Genomic DNA, 16,518 nt, shown 5'->3' with positions numbered 1-16,518 from the left:
GAGCGGCTAGCTGCGTTCAAAGGCGCAGGACCTGCTTGGCGATGATGTTCCGCTGGATCTCGTCCGAGCCGCCCGCGATGCTGGCGGCCCGTCCTTCGAAGTAGCGGGTCACTTCCCGGCGCGCCCAGTGTGGGCCGATATCGTCCGGGGCAGGGCCGGCGACCTCGGGAAACCAGGGCGCGGCGTATGGGCCCGCGCATTCCACGAAGAACTCGGTCATGCGCTGGACGATATCGGTGCCCTTCAGCTTGAGCACAGACGACTGGGCGCCCGGCGCGCCGCCGGCGGACACCTCGGAGAGCGTGCGCAGCTCGGTCGCGGCCAGGGCCTGGAGCTCGATGTCGGCCAGCGCCAGCCGACGCCCGAAGCCTGGATCGTCGAGCAGGGCGCCGCCGTCGGTCCCCGGCAGCGTCGCCGCGGCGTCCCGAATCCGGCCGAGCAGGTCGGTGGACAGCGAAACGAAGGCCTGACCGGTCCGCTCGTGAGTGAGCAGCCCCTTGGCGACGGTCCAGCCCTCGCCCTCGCGCCCGACGCGGTTCCCCACCGGCGTGCGGACACCGTCGAACGTCACCCGGTTGAAGGCGTGACGGCCGTCCAGCGAGATGATCGGGAAGATGGTGACGCCGGGCGAACGCATGTCGACCAGAAGGAAGGTGATCCCGTCCTGTCGCCTGGCCTCATCCGACGTTCGCGTCAGGCAGAACATCCAGTCCGCGCGATGGGCGCCGCTGGTCCACACCTTTTCGCCCGAGATCACGTAGTCACCCCCATCGAGGACGGCGCGTGTGCGAAGGGACGCCAGATCCGAGCCGGCGCCAGGCTCGGAGTAGCCCTGGCACCATCGCGTCCGGTTGTGGAGAATGTCGGGGAGGAAGCGATCCTGTTGTTCCGGCGAACCGTAGGCGAACAGAATTGGCGCGAGCATGCCCATCCCCATGCCCCCCACCTGGGGCGGCAACCCAGCGGCCGTGACTTCGCGCTCCCAGATGAAGTGTTGGGTGGCGGTCCACCCGGGCCCTCCGAAGGCCGTCGGCCACTTGTTGGCGGCCCAGCCGCGCGCGAGCAAAGCCTGATGCCACCGCTGCTCGTGGTCCGGGCTGCCGTCGTACCGCTCGGGCGGCGGGAAGGCGGTGGCGATCAGGTCGCGAACCTCCTTGCGGAACAGCCGTTCGGTTTCCGTGAGGCTCAGGTCCATGGACAGGCGCTCTCTATTTATTGTAGCTTTCGTCAATAGTGGGCTTAGGCTGCGGCGGTCAAGGAAGCACGGCATGTCGACAGAACCTTTCACGTTCGCCGAGCACGACGGCGTCATCGCCGGACCGGTGCGCCACCCGGTCAACTTTTCGCGCGACGCCGTGGGATCCATCCACGACGACAAGACCGCGCAGACGCTGGGCTTCCGGGGCGGCACCGTCGCGGGCAACATCCACTTCGAGCAGTTTCCGCCGCTCATGCTGGCGCGGTTCGGAGACGGATGGCGCAGCCGTGGCGGGCTGTCGCTCTATTTCCTCAACGCCACCACGGATGGCGAACCGGTCCAGGCCTTTGCGGGGCCGGTCGAGCATGCAGGCCTGGGGGTGCGCCGCGCGTCGGCCTGGATGGCCACCCCGGAAGGCATTCGCGTGAGCGAGGGGACGGCCTGGGCGGGCGGCGACGATCCACGTTCGGCCCTGCGCCTCCGGGTCGCCCAGCAGCGTCCGGCGACCGACCTGAGGATTCTGAAGGGTTCCCGGGTGGGCGATCGCGTCAGCGATATTCCAAGCCGCCGTGACAGCATCACCGCGCTGCGCCGCCTGGAGGGCGTGACGGAGCTGCTGCCCGAGTATCGCGACCCGGCCATCTTCGGCGGACTGGTGGCCGCGCCGGCCGTGGCGATCGATGCGCTGCGCGCTGTGGAAGAGCCGCTGTTCCGGGTGGGTAAGGACTTTGTCGGCATGTTCGGCGCCATCGAGCTGGAGTTTCTCGATGGTCCGGTCTTCCTGGACCGTGACTATCTCGCCGATGGACGGATCCTGGCGCTGGGCGAGTCGCCGAAGACGGAGGTCGCCTGGTACGAGAGCACGCTGCGCGACGCGTCGGACGGTCGGCCGGTTGCGCGACTCATCATGATGAGCCGTCTGTTGAAGGCGTCGTCGCCGCTCTGGACCTAGCGACGAGCTTGCCTCGTCGAGCCTCCACGCCGAGTGACCGCCGACTTACACCTAGCCGGAGCACGGCATGAAACTGGGCGTCTGCTACTACCCCGAACACTGGCCCGAGGAGCTGTGGCCGGATGATGCGCGGCGTATGGCCGAGCTGGGCATCCATTGGGTGCGGATCGGCGAGTTCGCCTGGAGCCGGATCGAGCCTGAGCCGGGGCGGTTCGATTGGGCCTGGCTGGACCGCGCCGTCGAGACCCTGGCCGCGGCCGGGCTGAAGATCGTCATGTGCACCCCGACCGCAACCCCGCCGAAGTGGCTTGTGGACGCCCACCCCGACATGCTGGCGCTGGACGCCAACGGACGACAACGCGGCTTCGGTTCGCGCCGCCATTACTGCTTCTCCAGCGAGAGCTACCGGGCGGAGTGCGCGCGGATCACCGAGGCCGTCGCGGGGCGCTACGGACGCCACCCGGCCGTAGGGGCCTGGCAGACCGATAACGAATTCGGCTGCCACGACACCACGATCAGCTATTCGCCGGCGGCCGCGCACGCGTTCCGAGGCTGGCTGGCGCAACGCTATCAGTCCGTCGATGCGCTCAACCGCGCCTGGGGCGCCGTGTTCTGGTCGCAGGAGTATCGCGACTTCGGCGAGGTGCAGCCGCCCAACCTGACGGTCACCGAGGCCAACCCCAGCCATCGCCTCGACTACAACCGCTTCGCCTCGGACGAGGTCGCGCTCTTCAACCGGCTCCAGGTCGACATCATCCGCCGGCTGTCGCCCGGCCGGGACGTGACCCACAATTTCATGGGCTTCTACACCGAGTTCGACCACTTCCGCGTCGGCGCCGACCTCGACATGGCGACGTGGGACTCCTACCCGCTCGGTTTCCTGGAGCAGTTCTGGTTCCCCGAGGCCGAGAAGCTCCGTTATCTGCGCCAGGGCCACCCGGACATCTCGGCTTTCCACCATGACCTGTATCGCGGCGTGGGTCGTGGTCGGTGGTGGGTGATGGAGCAGCAGCCGGGCCCCGTGAACTGGGCGCGCTACAATCCGGCGCCGCTCCCCGGCGCGGTGCGCGCCTGGACCTGGGAGGCCTTCGCCCACGGCGCCGAGGTCGTCAGCTACTTCCGATGGAGGCAGGCGCCCTTCGCCCAGGAGCAGATGCATGCCGGGCTGAACCGGCCCGACAACGTTCTCGATCGGGGTGGGGAGGAGGCGCACGCCGTGGCGCTCGAACTGGGCGAGATGGGCGCGCTGGCGGCCTGTTCGCGCGCCCCGGTGGCGCTCGTGTTCAGCTACGAGGCCGACTGGCAGTTCGGCATACAGCCGCATGCTCAGGGGTTCCGGTGGCTCCAACTGGCCTTCGAGATGTACTCGGCGCTGCGGCGGCTGGGGCTCGACGTCGATATCGTGTCGCCGGACGCGGACTTTACGGGGTATGCCCTGGTGGTCGCGCCGTCGTTGCCCATCATCGAAGACGAGACTGTCGAGGCCCTGGCGGCCTCGGGCGCGGTCGTGCTGTTCGGTCCCCGAAGCGGATCCCGGACGCGGGAAGGGCACATTCCCGCGGCCCTGCCGCCCGGGCCGTTGCAGGCCCGTCTGCCCGTTCGCGTGAGCCGTGTGGAAAGCCTGCGGCCCGGCGCGGGTCCCGAGGTGGACATCGCGGGCCGCACGTTCGGCGCCCGCCTGTGGCGCGAGGTGATCGAAACCGGGTTGCCTGCACGAGCGGAGTTCGCCGAGGGCGGAGCGGCTTGGGTCTCGAGCGAATTGTGGCACTATCTCGCCACTTGGCCGGAGACCGCATTGCTCGACCATGTCATCGCCACCGTCGCCCTGGAGGCCGGACTGTCCGTCCAGCCCCTCGAGGAAGGCGTGCGCGTGCGTCGGCGGGGCGATGTCTGCTTCGCCTTCAATTTCGCGCCGGAGCCGCGGCGGACGCCGGCGCCCGCCGATGCGACGTTCGTGCTGGGAGGCGCCAGTCTTCCGCCAGCGGGCGTGGCGGCCTGGCGCATTTCGGCCTCGTGAGCGGATTGGCGGCGGTTCAACGCAAGCGGACGCGGCTCGCGCCCGAGGTGCGACGCGAGCAGATCCTGGACGAGGCCGCCCACCTCATCCTTTCGGAAGGCCTGTACGCCGTCAGCATGGAGCGGCTTGCCCGCGACGTCGGCATCAGCAAGGGGCTGGTCTACAACTATTTCCCGACCCGGGACGCCCTGCTCACGGCCCTGCTGAACCGCGAACAGGCCGAGCTGCGCGATCGCGGGATGGCCAGCGCCCTCCAGGCCGAGAGCTTCGCCGATCTGATCCGCCAGACCACCCGCCTCTACCTGGAGCAGACCCGTGATCGCGGCGCCCTGATCGCCGCCCTCATGTCCGATCCCTCGGTCGCCGCCCTTATGGAAGGGGAGAACAGAGCGGATCGCGAGCGGACCGTGCGCTACTTCGTGCGGGCCACGCGGCGCGAGTACGACCTGCCGCTGCCGATGGCGATCGCCGCGGTGGAGATGGTCTCGGCGATCACGGATCGCGCCGGCCGCCTTGTGGCCGAAGGCCAGCTCGACATCGACGCCGCCACCGACATGTGCGTAGGCCTGATCACCGGTGGCCTGGCCGGCCTGGGCCGCTCGCTCAAGGCCTGAGAAACGCGCGCACCGCCGTCAGGACGCCGACGAAGTTCTCCCGGCGCACATTATGCCCGGCGCCGGGGATCTCGATCGTCCGGATGTTGCGATTCAGGGCCCGGGCTTCGTCGGCGATCGACGGGGTGATGAGGCTGCCCAGTCGGGGCTCGCCGTGGACGATCAGCGTCGGGGCGTCGATACGATCCACCTCCTGCTGCCAGGGCGTCGTGTAGTGGGGGAAGGCTTCGGGGTCTACCTGGCGCTTCGCCGTCGCCCAGGCCGGGAAGTCGTCGTCGTGCCATCCGGGAGAGTCCTTGCGGCCCATCGCCAGGATGTCGGCTTCGCTCATCGTCTGGAACCGCGCCACCTGGCTGCCGAACCTGGCGCGTCGCGCGGCGGCGGCCTCGTCGTCGATGAGGGGCAGGAACACCGGGTCCTCCAGGATGACCTGTCGGACCTTGCCCGGATGGGCGTTGGCATAAGCCGCGGTGGCGCGGGCGCCCACGGAATGCCCCATCACGATGGGGTTCTCCAGGCCGAGGCCGGCGATGACTTCGCCAAGGTCCCGCGCGGGGTCGTCGATCCCCCCAGCGCTGGGCCTTGCGCTGCCGCCGTGCCCGCGGGCGTCGATCATGATCACGTCGAAGTCGCCGGCCATCGCCGCGGCGAAGCGGCTCCAGCAGAGACCGTTGTCGGTCAGGCCGTGCGAGAGGACGAGGGCCGGTCCGACGCCGCCCGTGCGGTGGTAGACCAGTTCCCCGCCGGTGACCGCCGCTGCGCCGGTAGACCAGCCGCTACCAGGCATAGGCCTCGGGCGCCGGCCCGCAGGGCGGGAAGATCGCGTCGATCCGCGCCAGGGCTTCCGCGTCCAGCCGCACCTCCAGGGCCGCCCGCGCCGCTTCGAACTGGCTCCGATCGCGTGGCCCGATGATCGTCGCCGTAACGGCGGGCTGGTGCAGCAGCCAGGCCAGCGCGACCGTGCTGGGCGTCTGGCCCAGGTCGCCGCACAGAGCGCCGAACGCGGCGAGTTGAGCTTCCCGCGCCGCCGCCGCGCTCAAGGCCTCAGGCGTGCCCCTGCGGCCCTCCGGCGCGGCCGCGCCGCCGGCCAGCAGGCCGCCCGCCAGAGGACTCCATGGGATGAGGCCCAGGCCATAGGCCTCGCACGCCGGGATCACTTCCAGCTCGGCGCGGCGCTCGATCAGATTGTAGAGGCTTTGTTCGCTGACCAGACCCAGGCGCTGCCTTGCGATAGCCTTCTCGCTGGCGCGCGCGATCGCCCAGCCTGGGAAGTTGCTGGAGCCGACATAGGTGATCTTGCCCTGGGCGATCAGCCTGTCCATCGCCTGCCAGATCTCCTCGATCGGCGCGGCGCGGTCGATGTGATGCATCTGGTAGAGGTCGATGTGATCCAGGCCCAGGCGCTTCAGGCTGGCGTCGCAGGCCATCTGGATGTGTCGCGCCGACAGGCCCCGGTCGTTGATGTCGTCCGACATCGGCTCGTGGACCTTGGTGGCGATCACCAGCCTGTCGCGTCGGCCCGGGTTACGCGCCAGCCATCGCCCGAGGATCGTTTCCGTCGTCCCGACGCCCAGAGACCCGCCGTACTGGTTGGCGGTGTCGATGAAGTTGACGCCGGCCTCCACGGCCGCGTCCAGAACCGCGAAGCTCTCGGCTTCGGACGTCCGCGGGCCGAAGTTCATCGTGCCGAGGCAAAGGGCGCTGACCTTGAGGGCCGAGCGGCCGAGAGGGCGGTACTTCATCGCTGGCTGTCCCGGTTCACGGCGCGCGCAACGTCGTGCCCGTCACCAGGGTCTCGCTGGAGTCGGCGACACAATGGCGGACCAGCTTCTGTGCGCGCTCGGACAGCTTGCGATAGTCGCCGTAGGTGATCCCGGGAACAATCGGCTCGCGGAACCAGGGCGCGTAGAACTCGAGGTTCGGTATCGAGCGGATCGCGTCCGACACATTGGGCGTCCCGCCGTGCCACGCGCGCACGTCGCGCACCATGATCGCGCCGGCGGGCGCCGGGCAGACGGTGCTCAGGCGCATCCACTCGGGCTCTTCCTCCAGGCTGGGGATTTTCGTCCGGGAGTGCTGGGTCCCCGGAATCTGACGCGTGGGGCCGTTCAGGCGGGTGACATCCTGCGGCAGGAAATTCACGCAAACGTAGGGGCAGGGCAGATCGCGGATGGTCACGTGGCCCCGCGGATCGTGGAAGGCGCTGAAGGGAGTCGTCGCGTTGTCGCGCCAGTCGCCAACATCGGAGTGCAGGGGCTGGTACTCGGTGGCGCCCGGCAGGCAGAAGTCGCCGCTGGCGGCGCGCAGGACGTAGTCGGACGATCCGAAGATCGCCGTCACCACCTCGTCCACGACAGGGATGTCGAGCAGCATCTGCCATTCCGGGCGGTGGAGCTGGCTGCGGGTCAGGCTCGACCCGCCGAACGAATAGCGATGCGAGCCACGATTGCCGCGGCGGCCATCGTCCAGGGCCAGGATCTCGGCGGCGACGTCGGCGCAACCCTTCGCGAGACGGTCGGTCTGGGCGCTGTCGAGCACGTTGGCGATCACCACGAAGCCGTCGCGGCGGAACAGGTCCACTGCGTGCCGGGTGTCGCCTGGCTCCAGGATGTCCAGACCGCGAATGCCGTTGTTGGCCTCGAGATAGGCCTTGAACTCCTCGAGACCGGCATCTGCCGACGCTTCGCGGACCAGCTGCGCTCCACCCATCGTCCTCATCCTGCTTCGAGTGTCTTATTGTACTAATCGTCAATAGTAAGTCGACTGGGATCGATGTGCAAGCCCTAACGCCTTCCGCTGCGCCTAGCCGCCGCCGGAGGGGCGGAGCGCGGCGGCGATCGCGGCGTGACGGGCGCGGGTGATCCCATAGGACGCGAAGATCACCATAGAGATGACCGCGATGACAGCCGGGATCGGACCCCAGACCCAGACCAACTGCACCTTGACGTCATCCGGGAGCACCGCGCCCGGGTTCTTGGCGAGGTCTGCGGGGAAGCGGATGACGTCCAGCGCCCGGCCGGCGATGAAGACGCCGACAGCCACCGCCGCCTTGTTGGCGAAGCCCAAGCCCGCGAAGTAGAGCCCCTCACGGCGCCGGCCGAACAGGTGCTCATGCTCGTCGGCGGCGTCGGCCATCATCGAAGGGTAGGCGACGCTGACAAAGCCCAGGCCGACGCCGGCGACAAAGGAGTTGATCTGCATCGGCAGCAGCGCGGCCTCGCCGACAGGGGAATAGATCCCGGCCAGCCAGGCGCCCTGCATCACCAGCCAGTTGGCGATCAGCAGGGACAGGCCGATCAGCACGACCGTCTTCTTTTCGAGGCGCGCCTGGATCTTCGGCGCCGAGCCCACCCCCAGCAGCAGGCCCACGACGAAGGCGTAGGAGATGAACTGGATGTTCTCGCTCTTGATCAGCCAGACGAACACGAACGAATGCTGGTTCAGCGTCGCGTTCAGCCCCTGGGCCACGTAGGTGATGACGGCCGAGATGAAGAGCAGCCGGAACGAACGGTTGGCGAAGATCTCCACAACTTCGGACGGCATCCGCCGCCACATGGGTTCGGCCACGCGCTCAGGCTGCGGCAAAGCTGCGGCGTAGCGCCAGAGGCCCAGGCAGCAGGCGCTCATGCAGACGAACAGGACCCCGGCCGCCGACCAGCCGAATCCCGGATAGCTTTCCGCCCGTTGCAGGCCGCCATCGGCGAAGAATGCCGTGTACCCGAGCGCTGTGATCACCAGCCCGGCCAGCACGCCGGCGGCTGAGCGATAAACCACGACGCTGGTCCGCGCCGCATAGTCGGTGGTCAGTTCTGCGCCCAGGGCGACGTAAGGCACATGGAACAGCGAGATGGCGCAACGCGCCGCGATGGAGAAGGCCGCCAGCCAGGCGAACAGCAGCGGCTGCGAGAGACCGGCTGGCGGAGAAAACAGCAAGCCGACGCAGATCACCGTCGGCGGAATCGAGACGATCATCAGCGGCAAGCGCCGTCCGAGGCGGGACTTGAGGTTGTCTGACCAGGAGCCGATCGCCGGATCGACCAGGGCATCGAAGACCAACCCCACCGCCAGCGCCGCGCCGATGAGCGTGCCTGAGAGCCCCAGCACCGCCGAGTAGTAGAAGAAGACGAAGCCCACAGCGGTGTCGAAGCCCCCGGACTGGGCCGCCTGACCCAGGCTGTAGAACACCTTCTGCGCGATGCTGGGGGAGGCCGCGGGGACCAGCCCGGTCGCCTGGGCCTGGGTGTCGGTTCGCTCCACGGCGCATTCCCCACTATTGACGAAGTGTTCAATTGGGCTTGACGGTCGCGCGCCTCCCAATCTAGTTATTGACGTTACTTACAATAAACACGCCGGCGGACAAGGGAGAACCTCCCGACGCCTCAGGGGGAGTTAGAGACATGCGAAGCTACCGATCCGTCGCCATCGCCGCGGTGTCCACGATCGCCCTCATGGCCGGGGCGCCCGCCGCCGTTGCCGACACCGCCAACGAGCTCGAGGAACTGGTGGTCACCGCGCAGAAGCGCGAGCAGAACCTCCAGGACGTACCGATCGCCGTGAGCGCATTCTCCGAGGCGGCGCTTGATCGGGTCCAGATCGAGGATGCGACCGACATCCAGCTCTCGATCCCCAACGCCGTCCTCACCGGCAACGACCGTTTCACGCTGCGCGGCGTGGGCAACAACGCCCTGGCCGGCGTCGACCCCGGCGTGCCGACGTTCGTCAACGGCGCGGCGATCGGCTATCCGCCGCAGAACGAGTTCTTTGACATCGCGCGGATCGAGGTGCTGCGGGGGCCGCAGGGCACGCTCTACGGGCGCAACACGACGGGCGGCGCGATCAATATCATCACCCGCAAGCCGGGGACCGAGTTCGGCGGCGAGGTCAGCGTCCAGGCCGGCAACTATGACAACATCCGGCTGGGCGCCGCGGTCGATCTGCCCCTCGGCAGCGTGGCGGCCCTTCGGCTGGCCGGCTACTCCCTGGATCGCGACGGCTACACCCGCAACGTTGCGACCGGCCACGACGTGGACGGCCGCGACCAATGGGGCGCCCGCGGATCGCTCGTCTTCAACCTCGGCGAAAAGACCGACGCCACACTGATGCTGAGCCGGTTCGAAGAGGACAGCTCGCGCGCCCGGGAAGGCAAGCGCCTGTGCAAGGCCCATCCCGTGCTGGGCTGTGACCCGCGCGTCCTGGGCTTCGACTCGCCGGACGCGAACACCACGATCCTCCAGACCCTGGCGCGCGCGTTCACGCCCTTCCCGGCCGGCGGGAACATCTACGCCGGCGCGCCGAACCCCACGGACCTGCGCGCGATCGCGGCTGACACCGACCCGACCTACGAGGCGGCCCAGACCGCCGCGTCGTTCGAGTTCAATCACGACTTCGGCCCGATCACCCTGTCGGCCGTCCTGGGCTACTCGAAGTTCTCGACCGAGCAGAACACTGACTGGGATAACGCAGACCTGCCGTTCCGCTTCACGCGGCCGATCACCTACTTCAAGGATCGCGACACGCAGGTGACGACCGATCGCCTGCTCACCACCGACAGCTTCACGGGGCGCGGGACCACCAAGACGGGGGAGCTGCGCCTGGCGTCGCAGTTCGAGGGGCGGTTCAACTTCCTGGTCGGGTACTTCGGCGCCCAGGGCACGAACTCGGGCGGCTTCGAGACCTGGCATCCGGCCATCGAGCTGTTCCAGCGTGCGCTCGGCCGGCCGCAGGAGGCCTGGCGCGTCTCGACGCTGACGCGGAACGGCAAGAGCGAGACCTGGGCCCTGTTCGGCGAAAGCTACTTCGAGGTCACCCCCGACCTCCGGCTCACCGTGGGCGCCCGCTACACCGAGGAGGAGCGCTCGGGCGAGTCGCGATCCATTGTGCTGTCCCCAGTGGGCCCTTGGGTCTACGCCAAGTTCGAAGGCCAGAAGACCACCTACAAGGTCGCGCTGGACTGGACGCCGGACCTCGCCTTCACCGAAAAGACCCTGGTCTATGGATCGGTTTCGACGGGCTACAAGGGCGGCGGGCAGAATGCGAATGCGTCTGCGCCAACGTTCGGGCCCGAGACGGTCACCGCCTATGAAGTGGGGACGAAGAACGTCCTGATGGACGGCGCGCTGCAGGCGAACGTGACGGCCTTCTACTACGACTACACCGGTCTGCAGCTGGGCCAGCGCATCAACGGCGGCGTGGTCACGCGAAACGCCGACGCGACGATCTATGGTCTCGAAGGCGAGTTCGCGTACTCGCTGGGCGAGCACTGGCTGTTCGACGCCAACATCTCGCATCTCCACACCAGCATCGGGACGTTCCTCAGCGAGGATGCGGCCAACCCGGCGCAGAGCCTGACGGCCACGACGCCGACCGTCCGGGTCAACCTGAAGGGCAACGAGCTGCCGCATTCGCCGGGCTTCAAGGTCAAGGCGGGGGCCCAGTACCAGACCGCCATCGGGGCCGGGGACTGGACGGCGACCTTCCGCGTCGACGCCACCTGGCAGGACTCGTACTTCGCGCGGGAATACAACACCCCCACCGACCGCATCGACTCGTGGGGCGTCGTCGACCTGCAGGTCCGCTTCGACAACGATCCGAAGGGCCTGAGCGCACGGGTCTTCGTGAAGAACCTCACCAACGACGACAACATCACCAACATCATCATCGAGGACGCCCTGATCGGCCGCTACCGGAACGCGCGGCTGTTGGAGCCGCGGACCTACGGCGTGATCGTGCAGAAGCGCTTCTAGAGCGGCCGCGACGCGGGACGCGCCGGCGTTGACGTCGGCGCGTCAAGCCGGGCGAGATGGGGGCCATGGATAGCCGAACCGAAGGCCTCAAGCCGCAATGCCTGGTCCGATCCCACGACAGACTGGGCGAGGGGCCCTGCTGGTCGGCACGCGAGGGGCGGCTCTATTGGTTCGACATCAAGGGGTGTGCGCTGAACTGGGTTTCCCCAGACTCCGGCGAGGCAGGACGCCACGACCTGGGACTGCGCGCCAGCGCGGCGGCGGCTTGCGCCGTCGGCGGCCTGCTGGTGGCGACCGAGCGCGGCCTGGCGCACTGGGATAGTGACCGCGCTGCGCTGAGAATTCTGCAACCGATGGCGCTCGAGCCCGGCTTCCGGACCAACGACGGCAAGATCGATGCCCATGGCGACTTCTGGTGGAGCACCATGGACGACGACGGCGGGCGCCGACCGGGCCGCCTCTACCGCACCCGACGATCGGGCGAGACCGAACCGATCATCGACGGCGTTAACATCGCCAACACGGTCACCTTCACAGCGGATGGGCGCAAGCTGTTGCTGGCGGACTCGCAGGCGCAGACGATTTTCGCCTACGACACCGTGGATCTGAGCCGCCGTACGGTCTTCGCCCACACGCGGGGCGAGACGGCGACGCCCGATGGAGGCGCGCTGGACGCCGAAGGCTTCCTTTGGAACGCCCAGTGGGGCGGCGCGCGCCTGGTCCGGTACGCGCCGGACGGGCGGATCGACCGGATCGTGCCGATGCCGGTGGAGCAGCCCACAAGTTGCGCATTCGGCGGACCTGACCTTCAGACCCTGTTCGTCACCAGCGCTTGGGACGGGTTGTCGGATGCGGATCGGCATGCACAGCCTCTGGCCGGCGGTCTGTTCGCGTTTCGACCGGGAGTCGCCGGGCAGCCCCTGCCCCTGTTCGAGGGGACTCTTATCCATCCGGAGCGCCTGAATGGCCGATAAGCCCGCCCGCAGTCAGAAGAACTTCGGCAAGCTGGACCGCGACGGCTTCATCCACCGCAGCTGGATCAAGGGAACGGGCCTGCCGGACCATGTGTTCGACGGCCGCCCGGTGATCGGGATCTGCAACACCTGGTCCGAGCTGGTGACCTGCCAGTTCCACCTGCGCGACCTGGCCGAGTACGTGAAGCGAGGCGTCTGGGAGGCCGGCGGCGTCCCGATCGAGTTCCCGGCGATGAGCCTTCCCGAGACGCAGATGCGGCCCACGGCCATGCTGTTCCGGAACCTCCTGGCGATGGAGGTGGAGGAGTCGATCCGGGCCAATCCGATCGATGGCGTGGTGCTGCTGGGCGGTTGCGACAAGACCACGCCCGGCCAGCTGATGGGCGCGGCCAGCGTCGACCTGCCCACGATGGTGGTGTCGTCCGGACCGATGCTGAACGGCAAGTTTCAGGGGCGTGATATCGGCTCCGGCACGGATGTCTGGCGCTTCTCCGAGGCCGTGCGGGCCGGCGAGATGACGCTTGCGGATTTCATGGGCGCCGAGGCGGGGATGAGCCGCAGTCACGGCACGTGCAACACCATGGGCACCGCCTCGACCATGGCCAGCCTCATCGAGGCGCTGGGCGTCAGCCTGCCCAACAATGCGGCCCTGCCGGGCGTGGATGCGCGCCGAAAGACCCTGGCGCACATGACCGGGAACCGGATCGTCGAGCTGGTAAAGCAGGACGTGCGGCTGTCGCAGATCCTGACGCGCGAGGCGTTCGAGAACGCCATCCTGATGCACGCCGCCATCGGCGGCTCGACCAACGCGGTGGTCCACCTGTTGGCTCTGGCGGGACGGGTCGGCGTCGAGCTCAGTCTTGAGGACTTTGACCGGCTGGGACGCGAAACGCCCCTGCTGGTGAACCTGATGCCCTCGGGGCGCTATCTGATGGAGGACTTCTGCTACGCGGGCGGCTGCCCCGCCGTTATGCGCGAACTGTCGGGCGTGTTTCGCCGGGAAGCGCTGACCGTCTCCGGCTTCACCCAGGGTCAGATCGCCGACGCCGCCGAAGTCTGGAACCGCGACGTGATCGGCAGCATCGAGGCCCCGATCGGCCCTTCCTCAGGAGTCTGGGTGCTCCGGGGAAATCTTTGCCCTGACGGCGCGATCCTGAAGCCCAGCGCCGCGACGCCGGACCTGCTGACCCACCGTGGCCGGGCGGTCGTGTTCGAGAACATCGAGGACTACAAGGCGCGCATCGACGATCCGGACCTCGACGTCGACGCCACCTCGATCCTCGTCCTCAAGGGCTGCGGGCCGAAGGGCTATCCAGGGATGCCCGAGGTGGGCAACATGGCCCTGCCGCGCAAGCTGCTGCAGGCGGGTGTGCGCGACATGGTGCGGATCTCGGACGCGCGCATGAGCGGCACCGCCTACGGCACGGTCATCCTGCATGTGTCGCCCGAGGCCGAGGCCGGCGGTCCGCTGGCCCTGGTTCGCAGCGGCGACGAGATCGCCTTCGACGGCCCCGGCCGCAGCCTGGAACTGCTGGTCAGCGATGCTGAGCTCGCCTCGCGTCGTCAGACCTGGGAGGCGGCCCGCGCGCCTTCCACGTTCACCCGTGGCTGGTACAAGCTCTACATCGACACCGTTCTCCAGGCCGACCGCGGCGCAGACCTCGACTTCCTGGTGGGAAAATCCAGCGCCGACGTCACGCGCGAGTCCCACTGATGGATGGCGCCTCCTATCCCAGCCTGCGCGGGCGAGTGGTGTTCGTGACGGGCGGCGCGACCGGTATCGGTGAGAGCTTCGTCCGCCAGTTCGCCCGCCAAGGGTGCCGCGTCGCCTTCATCGACCTGCAGGCTGAGGCCGGCGAGGCGCTGGCCGGGGAGGTGGGCGGCTGGTTCCGGCGCTGCGACGTCACGGACGCGCCGGCGCTGCAGGCTGCCATCGAGGACGCGGCGGCGGCGTTGGGCCCGATCACCATCCTGGTCAACAACGTGGCGGACGACACCCGTCACGAGGCCGCGGGGCTCACGCCCGAGGCCTGGCGCAGGTCGCTGGCCGTGAACCTGGACCCCGCGCTCATCGCCTCGGTGGCCGTCCATCCGATGATGAAGTCCGAGGGCGGTGGCGCGATCGTCAATGTCGGCTCCATCAACGCCCTCTGGGGCCCGGCGGGGATGGCGGCCTATGTTGCGGCCAAGGGCGCCATCAACAGCCTGTCGAAGGGGCTCGCGCGCGAATGGGGCCCGGACGGCATACGGGTGAACGCCCTGTCCCCGGGCTGGGTGGTGACCGGGCGGCAGCTCGAGTTGTGGCTGACCCAGGAGGCCGAGGCCGAGTGGGCCCGTCAGGTCGCGCTGAAGGATCGTATCCTGCCCGACGACATCGCGCGCGCCGCCCTGTTCCTGGCGTCGGATGAGAGCCGCATGATGACCGGGCAGAACCTCGTCGTCGACGCGGGGCGCCTCTGATGCCCGCCGCAGCCCTGCTGGCCTGCGATTGGGGCACCACAAACCTGCGGGCCTGGACGCTGGACGGGCAGGGCGCCGTGGTGGCCGAACGCGATTTTCCGCTGGGGGTCTCGCGCCTGCCGCGGGGCGAGGCGGCAGCCGTCTTCTCCGATCAGGTCCGACCGGTCCTGCATGCCGAAAACACTCCAGCCATACTCTGCGGCATGGTTGGCTCGGGCCTTGGCTGGACGACAGCGCCCTACCATGACTGCCCGACGACGCTGCCAGATCTGGCGAAGTCGATGATTGCCGCGCCTGGCGCGCCGGATGTGCGTATCGTCCCCGGTGTCCGCTACGCCGGTTTCAACGGCCATGGCGACGTCATGCGAGGCGAGGAGACCCAGCTCTTCGGCTGGCTCGCTCAGCACCCGGAATACGCCGAGGGGCGCCATCTGGTCTGCCATCCCGGGACGCACGCCAAATGGATGGTCGTGGAGAACGGGCGCCTGACCGCCTTCGCAACCGCAATGACGGGCGAGCTGTTCGCCCTCCTGACGACGCACGGCGTGCTGGCGACCGACTCGACCCCCGGCGACAGCGAAGCCTTCGACGAAGGCCTGTCGGCCGCCGGCGACGGAGCGGCGCTCGCGGCCCGGCTCTTTACTGCGCGCGCCCGTGTGGTTGGCGGCGACGCAGCGCCCGCGACGTCGGCAAGCTTCCTCTCCGGCCTCCTTATCGGCGCCGACGTGGCGGCGACGCCCAGGCTGCTCGCCGACGCGCCGGTCACCGACGTCATCCTGCTGGGTGACGCAAAGCTCTGCGCGCTCTACGCCCGCGCCCTGGACGCCCGGGGCGTGCGGACGCGCGCGTACGACGGCGAGGCGGCGGCCGTCGCCGGTCTCTGGGCGCTGCACACCACGAAGGTCTCCTCATGAAGCTCGCCGAGGCGCTGGTCGAATGCCCCGTGGTCGCCATCCTGCGCGGGGTGAGGCCGGACGAGGTGGTGGAGCATGTCCACGCCCTCTATGCGGCCGGAATCCGGGCTGTGGAGGTCCCGCTCAATTCGCCGGAGCCGCTCAACAGCCTGCGCCGGATCGTGGCCGCCTTCGAAGGGCGCATGACGATCGGCGCCGGGACTGTGCTGGCGGCCGACCGCGTGGATGCCGTGGCCGAGGCCGGCGGGAGGCTGATCGTCTCGCCGAACACCGATGTGGCCGTGATCCGCCGCGCTGTCGAGCTGGGGCTGGAGTGTGCGCCGGGCTTCGCCACCGCCAGCGAGGCGTTCGCCGCCTATGGAGCCGGCGCCCGGCATCTAAAGCTGTTCCCCGCCACGACCTATGGCCCGATCCACCTGCGGCAGCTCAAGGCCGTCCTGCCGGCGGACGCGATCGTCTGGGCGGTAGGCGGCGTGGGCCCGGACAGCATGGCGGACTGGTGGGCGGCCGGGGCTCGTGCGTTCGGGCTCGGCGGCGAGCTGTTCCGTCCAGGACAGGCGGCTCGCGAGACGGCCGAAAATGCCATGCGCATCAAGGCCTCCGTCGAGGCCTTCAGATCCGAGTGACTTGCAAAACGATACTCACT

At 68.7% G+C, this 16,518-nt stretch carries 14 protein-coding genes; 9 read left to right on the top strand and 5 right to left on the bottom strand.

Features of this window, described 5'->3' with window-relative positions:
• Positions 1-16: 16 nt before the first annotated feature.
• On the bottom strand, positions 17-1,195 hold the full coding sequence (locus EPN98_RS01215; RefSeq protein WP_293359126.1) for an acyl-CoA dehydrogenase family protein: 1,179 nt from the start codon (positions 1,193-1,195) through the stop codon (positions 17-19).
• A 73-nt stretch (positions 1,196-1,268) separates the two neighbouring features.
• On the opposite strand from EPN98_RS01215, the gene EPN98_RS01210 reads away from it, so the two are divergent.
• From EPN98_RS01210 to EPN98_RS01200, 3 genes are all read left to right on the top strand, one after another.
• Positions 1,269-2,150, top strand: a complete 882-nt coding sequence (locus EPN98_RS01210) for a hypothetical protein (RefSeq protein WP_293359124.1) — start codon at positions 1,269-1,271, stop codon at positions 2,148-2,150.
• Between the two features lie 67 nt (positions 2,151-2,217).
• Complete coding sequence (locus EPN98_RS01205) at positions 2,218-4,167, top strand: beta-galactosidase (protein ID WP_293359122.1); 1,950 nt, start codon at positions 2,218-2,220, stop codon at positions 4,165-4,167.
• Positions 4,164-4,781, top strand: a complete 618-nt coding sequence (locus EPN98_RS01200; RefSeq protein WP_293359120.1) for a TetR/AcrR family transcriptional regulator — start codon at positions 4,164-4,166, stop codon at positions 4,779-4,781. Before EPN98_RS01205 ends, EPN98_RS01200 begins: the two co-directional genes overlap by 4 nt.
• Here the strand turns inward: EPN98_RS01200 and EPN98_RS01195 are convergent.
• The 4 genes from EPN98_RS01195 to EPN98_RS01180 form a co-directional block, all read right to left on the bottom strand.
• The gene (locus EPN98_RS01195) at positions 4,771-5,568 is read right to left on the bottom strand and encodes an alpha/beta hydrolase (protein ID WP_293359117.1); all 798 of its coding nucleotides are present in this window, start codon (positions 5,566-5,568) and stop codon (positions 4,771-4,773) included. The genes EPN98_RS01200 and EPN98_RS01195 overlap by 11 nt on opposite strands.
• Positions 5,558-6,523, bottom strand: coding sequence for an aldo/keto reductase (locus EPN98_RS01190; RefSeq protein ID WP_293359114.1), 966 nt, complete (start codon positions 6,521-6,523; stop codon positions 5,558-5,560). The genes EPN98_RS01195 and EPN98_RS01190 overlap by 11 nt, the downstream gene beginning before the upstream one ends.
• A 16-nt stretch (positions 6,524-6,539) precedes the next feature.
• Positions 6,540-7,490, bottom strand: a complete 951-nt coding sequence (locus EPN98_RS01185) for a phytanoyl-CoA dioxygenase family protein (protein WP_293359111.1) — start codon at positions 7,488-7,490, stop codon at positions 6,540-6,542.
• Positions 7,491-7,583: 93 nt separating this feature from the next.
• Positions 7,584-9,038 carry an MFS transporter gene (locus EPN98_RS01180; protein WP_293359108.1) on the bottom strand — a complete coding sequence of 485 codons (1,455 nt, stop codon included), beginning with the start codon at positions 9,036-9,038 and terminating at the stop codon, positions 7,584-7,586.
• 140 nt (positions 9,039-9,178) lie between these two features.
• Between EPN98_RS01180 and EPN98_RS01175 the strand changes: the two genes are divergently transcribed.
• The 6 genes from EPN98_RS01175 (at position 9,179) to EPN98_RS01150 (ending at position 16,498) form a co-directional block, all read left to right on the top strand.
• Positions 9,179-11,524, top strand: coding sequence for a TonB-dependent receptor (locus tag EPN98_RS01175; RefSeq protein ID WP_293359105.1), 2,346 nt, complete (start codon positions 9,179-9,181; stop codon positions 11,522-11,524).
• Between the two features lie 65 nt (positions 11,525-11,589).
• A complete protein-coding gene (locus EPN98_RS01170) occupies positions 11,590-12,498 on the top strand; it encodes an SMP-30/gluconolactonase/LRE family protein (RefSeq protein ID WP_293359102.1) in 909 nt (302 codons plus the stop codon).
• Complete coding sequence (locus EPN98_RS01165) at positions 12,488-14,212, top strand: IlvD/Edd family dehydratase (protein WP_293359099.1); 1,725 nt, start codon at positions 12,488-12,490, stop codon at positions 14,210-14,212. Before EPN98_RS01170 ends, EPN98_RS01165 begins: the two co-directional genes overlap by 11 nt.
• On the top strand, positions 14,212-14,958 hold the full coding sequence (locus EPN98_RS01160) for an SDR family oxidoreductase (protein WP_293359096.1): 747 nt from the start codon (positions 14,212-14,214) through the stop codon (positions 14,956-14,958). The genes EPN98_RS01165 and EPN98_RS01160 overlap by 1 nt, the downstream gene beginning before the upstream one ends.
• Positions 14,958-15,872, top strand: a complete 915-nt coding sequence (locus EPN98_RS01155) for a 2-dehydro-3-deoxygalactonokinase (protein ID WP_293359094.1) — start codon at positions 14,958-14,960, stop codon at positions 15,870-15,872. Before EPN98_RS01160 ends, EPN98_RS01155 begins: the two co-directional genes overlap by 1 nt.
• Positions 15,869-16,498, top strand: a complete 630-nt coding sequence (locus tag EPN98_RS01150) for a 2-dehydro-3-deoxy-6-phosphogalactonate aldolase (protein ID WP_293359091.1) — start codon at positions 15,869-15,871, stop codon at positions 16,496-16,498. Before EPN98_RS01155 ends, EPN98_RS01150 begins: the two co-directional genes overlap by 4 nt.
• Positions 16,499-16,518 lie beyond the last annotated feature (20 nt).

The sequence above is a fragment of the Phenylobacterium sp. genome, assembly GCF_004299445.1.
In the GTDB taxonomy this organism is placed as follows: domain Bacteria; phylum Pseudomonadota; class Alphaproteobacteria; order Caulobacterales; family Caulobacteraceae; genus Phenylobacterium.
The sequence above is the reverse complement of the archived record's forward strand: the minus strand, read 5'-3'. Positions and strand labels throughout refer to the sequence as shown.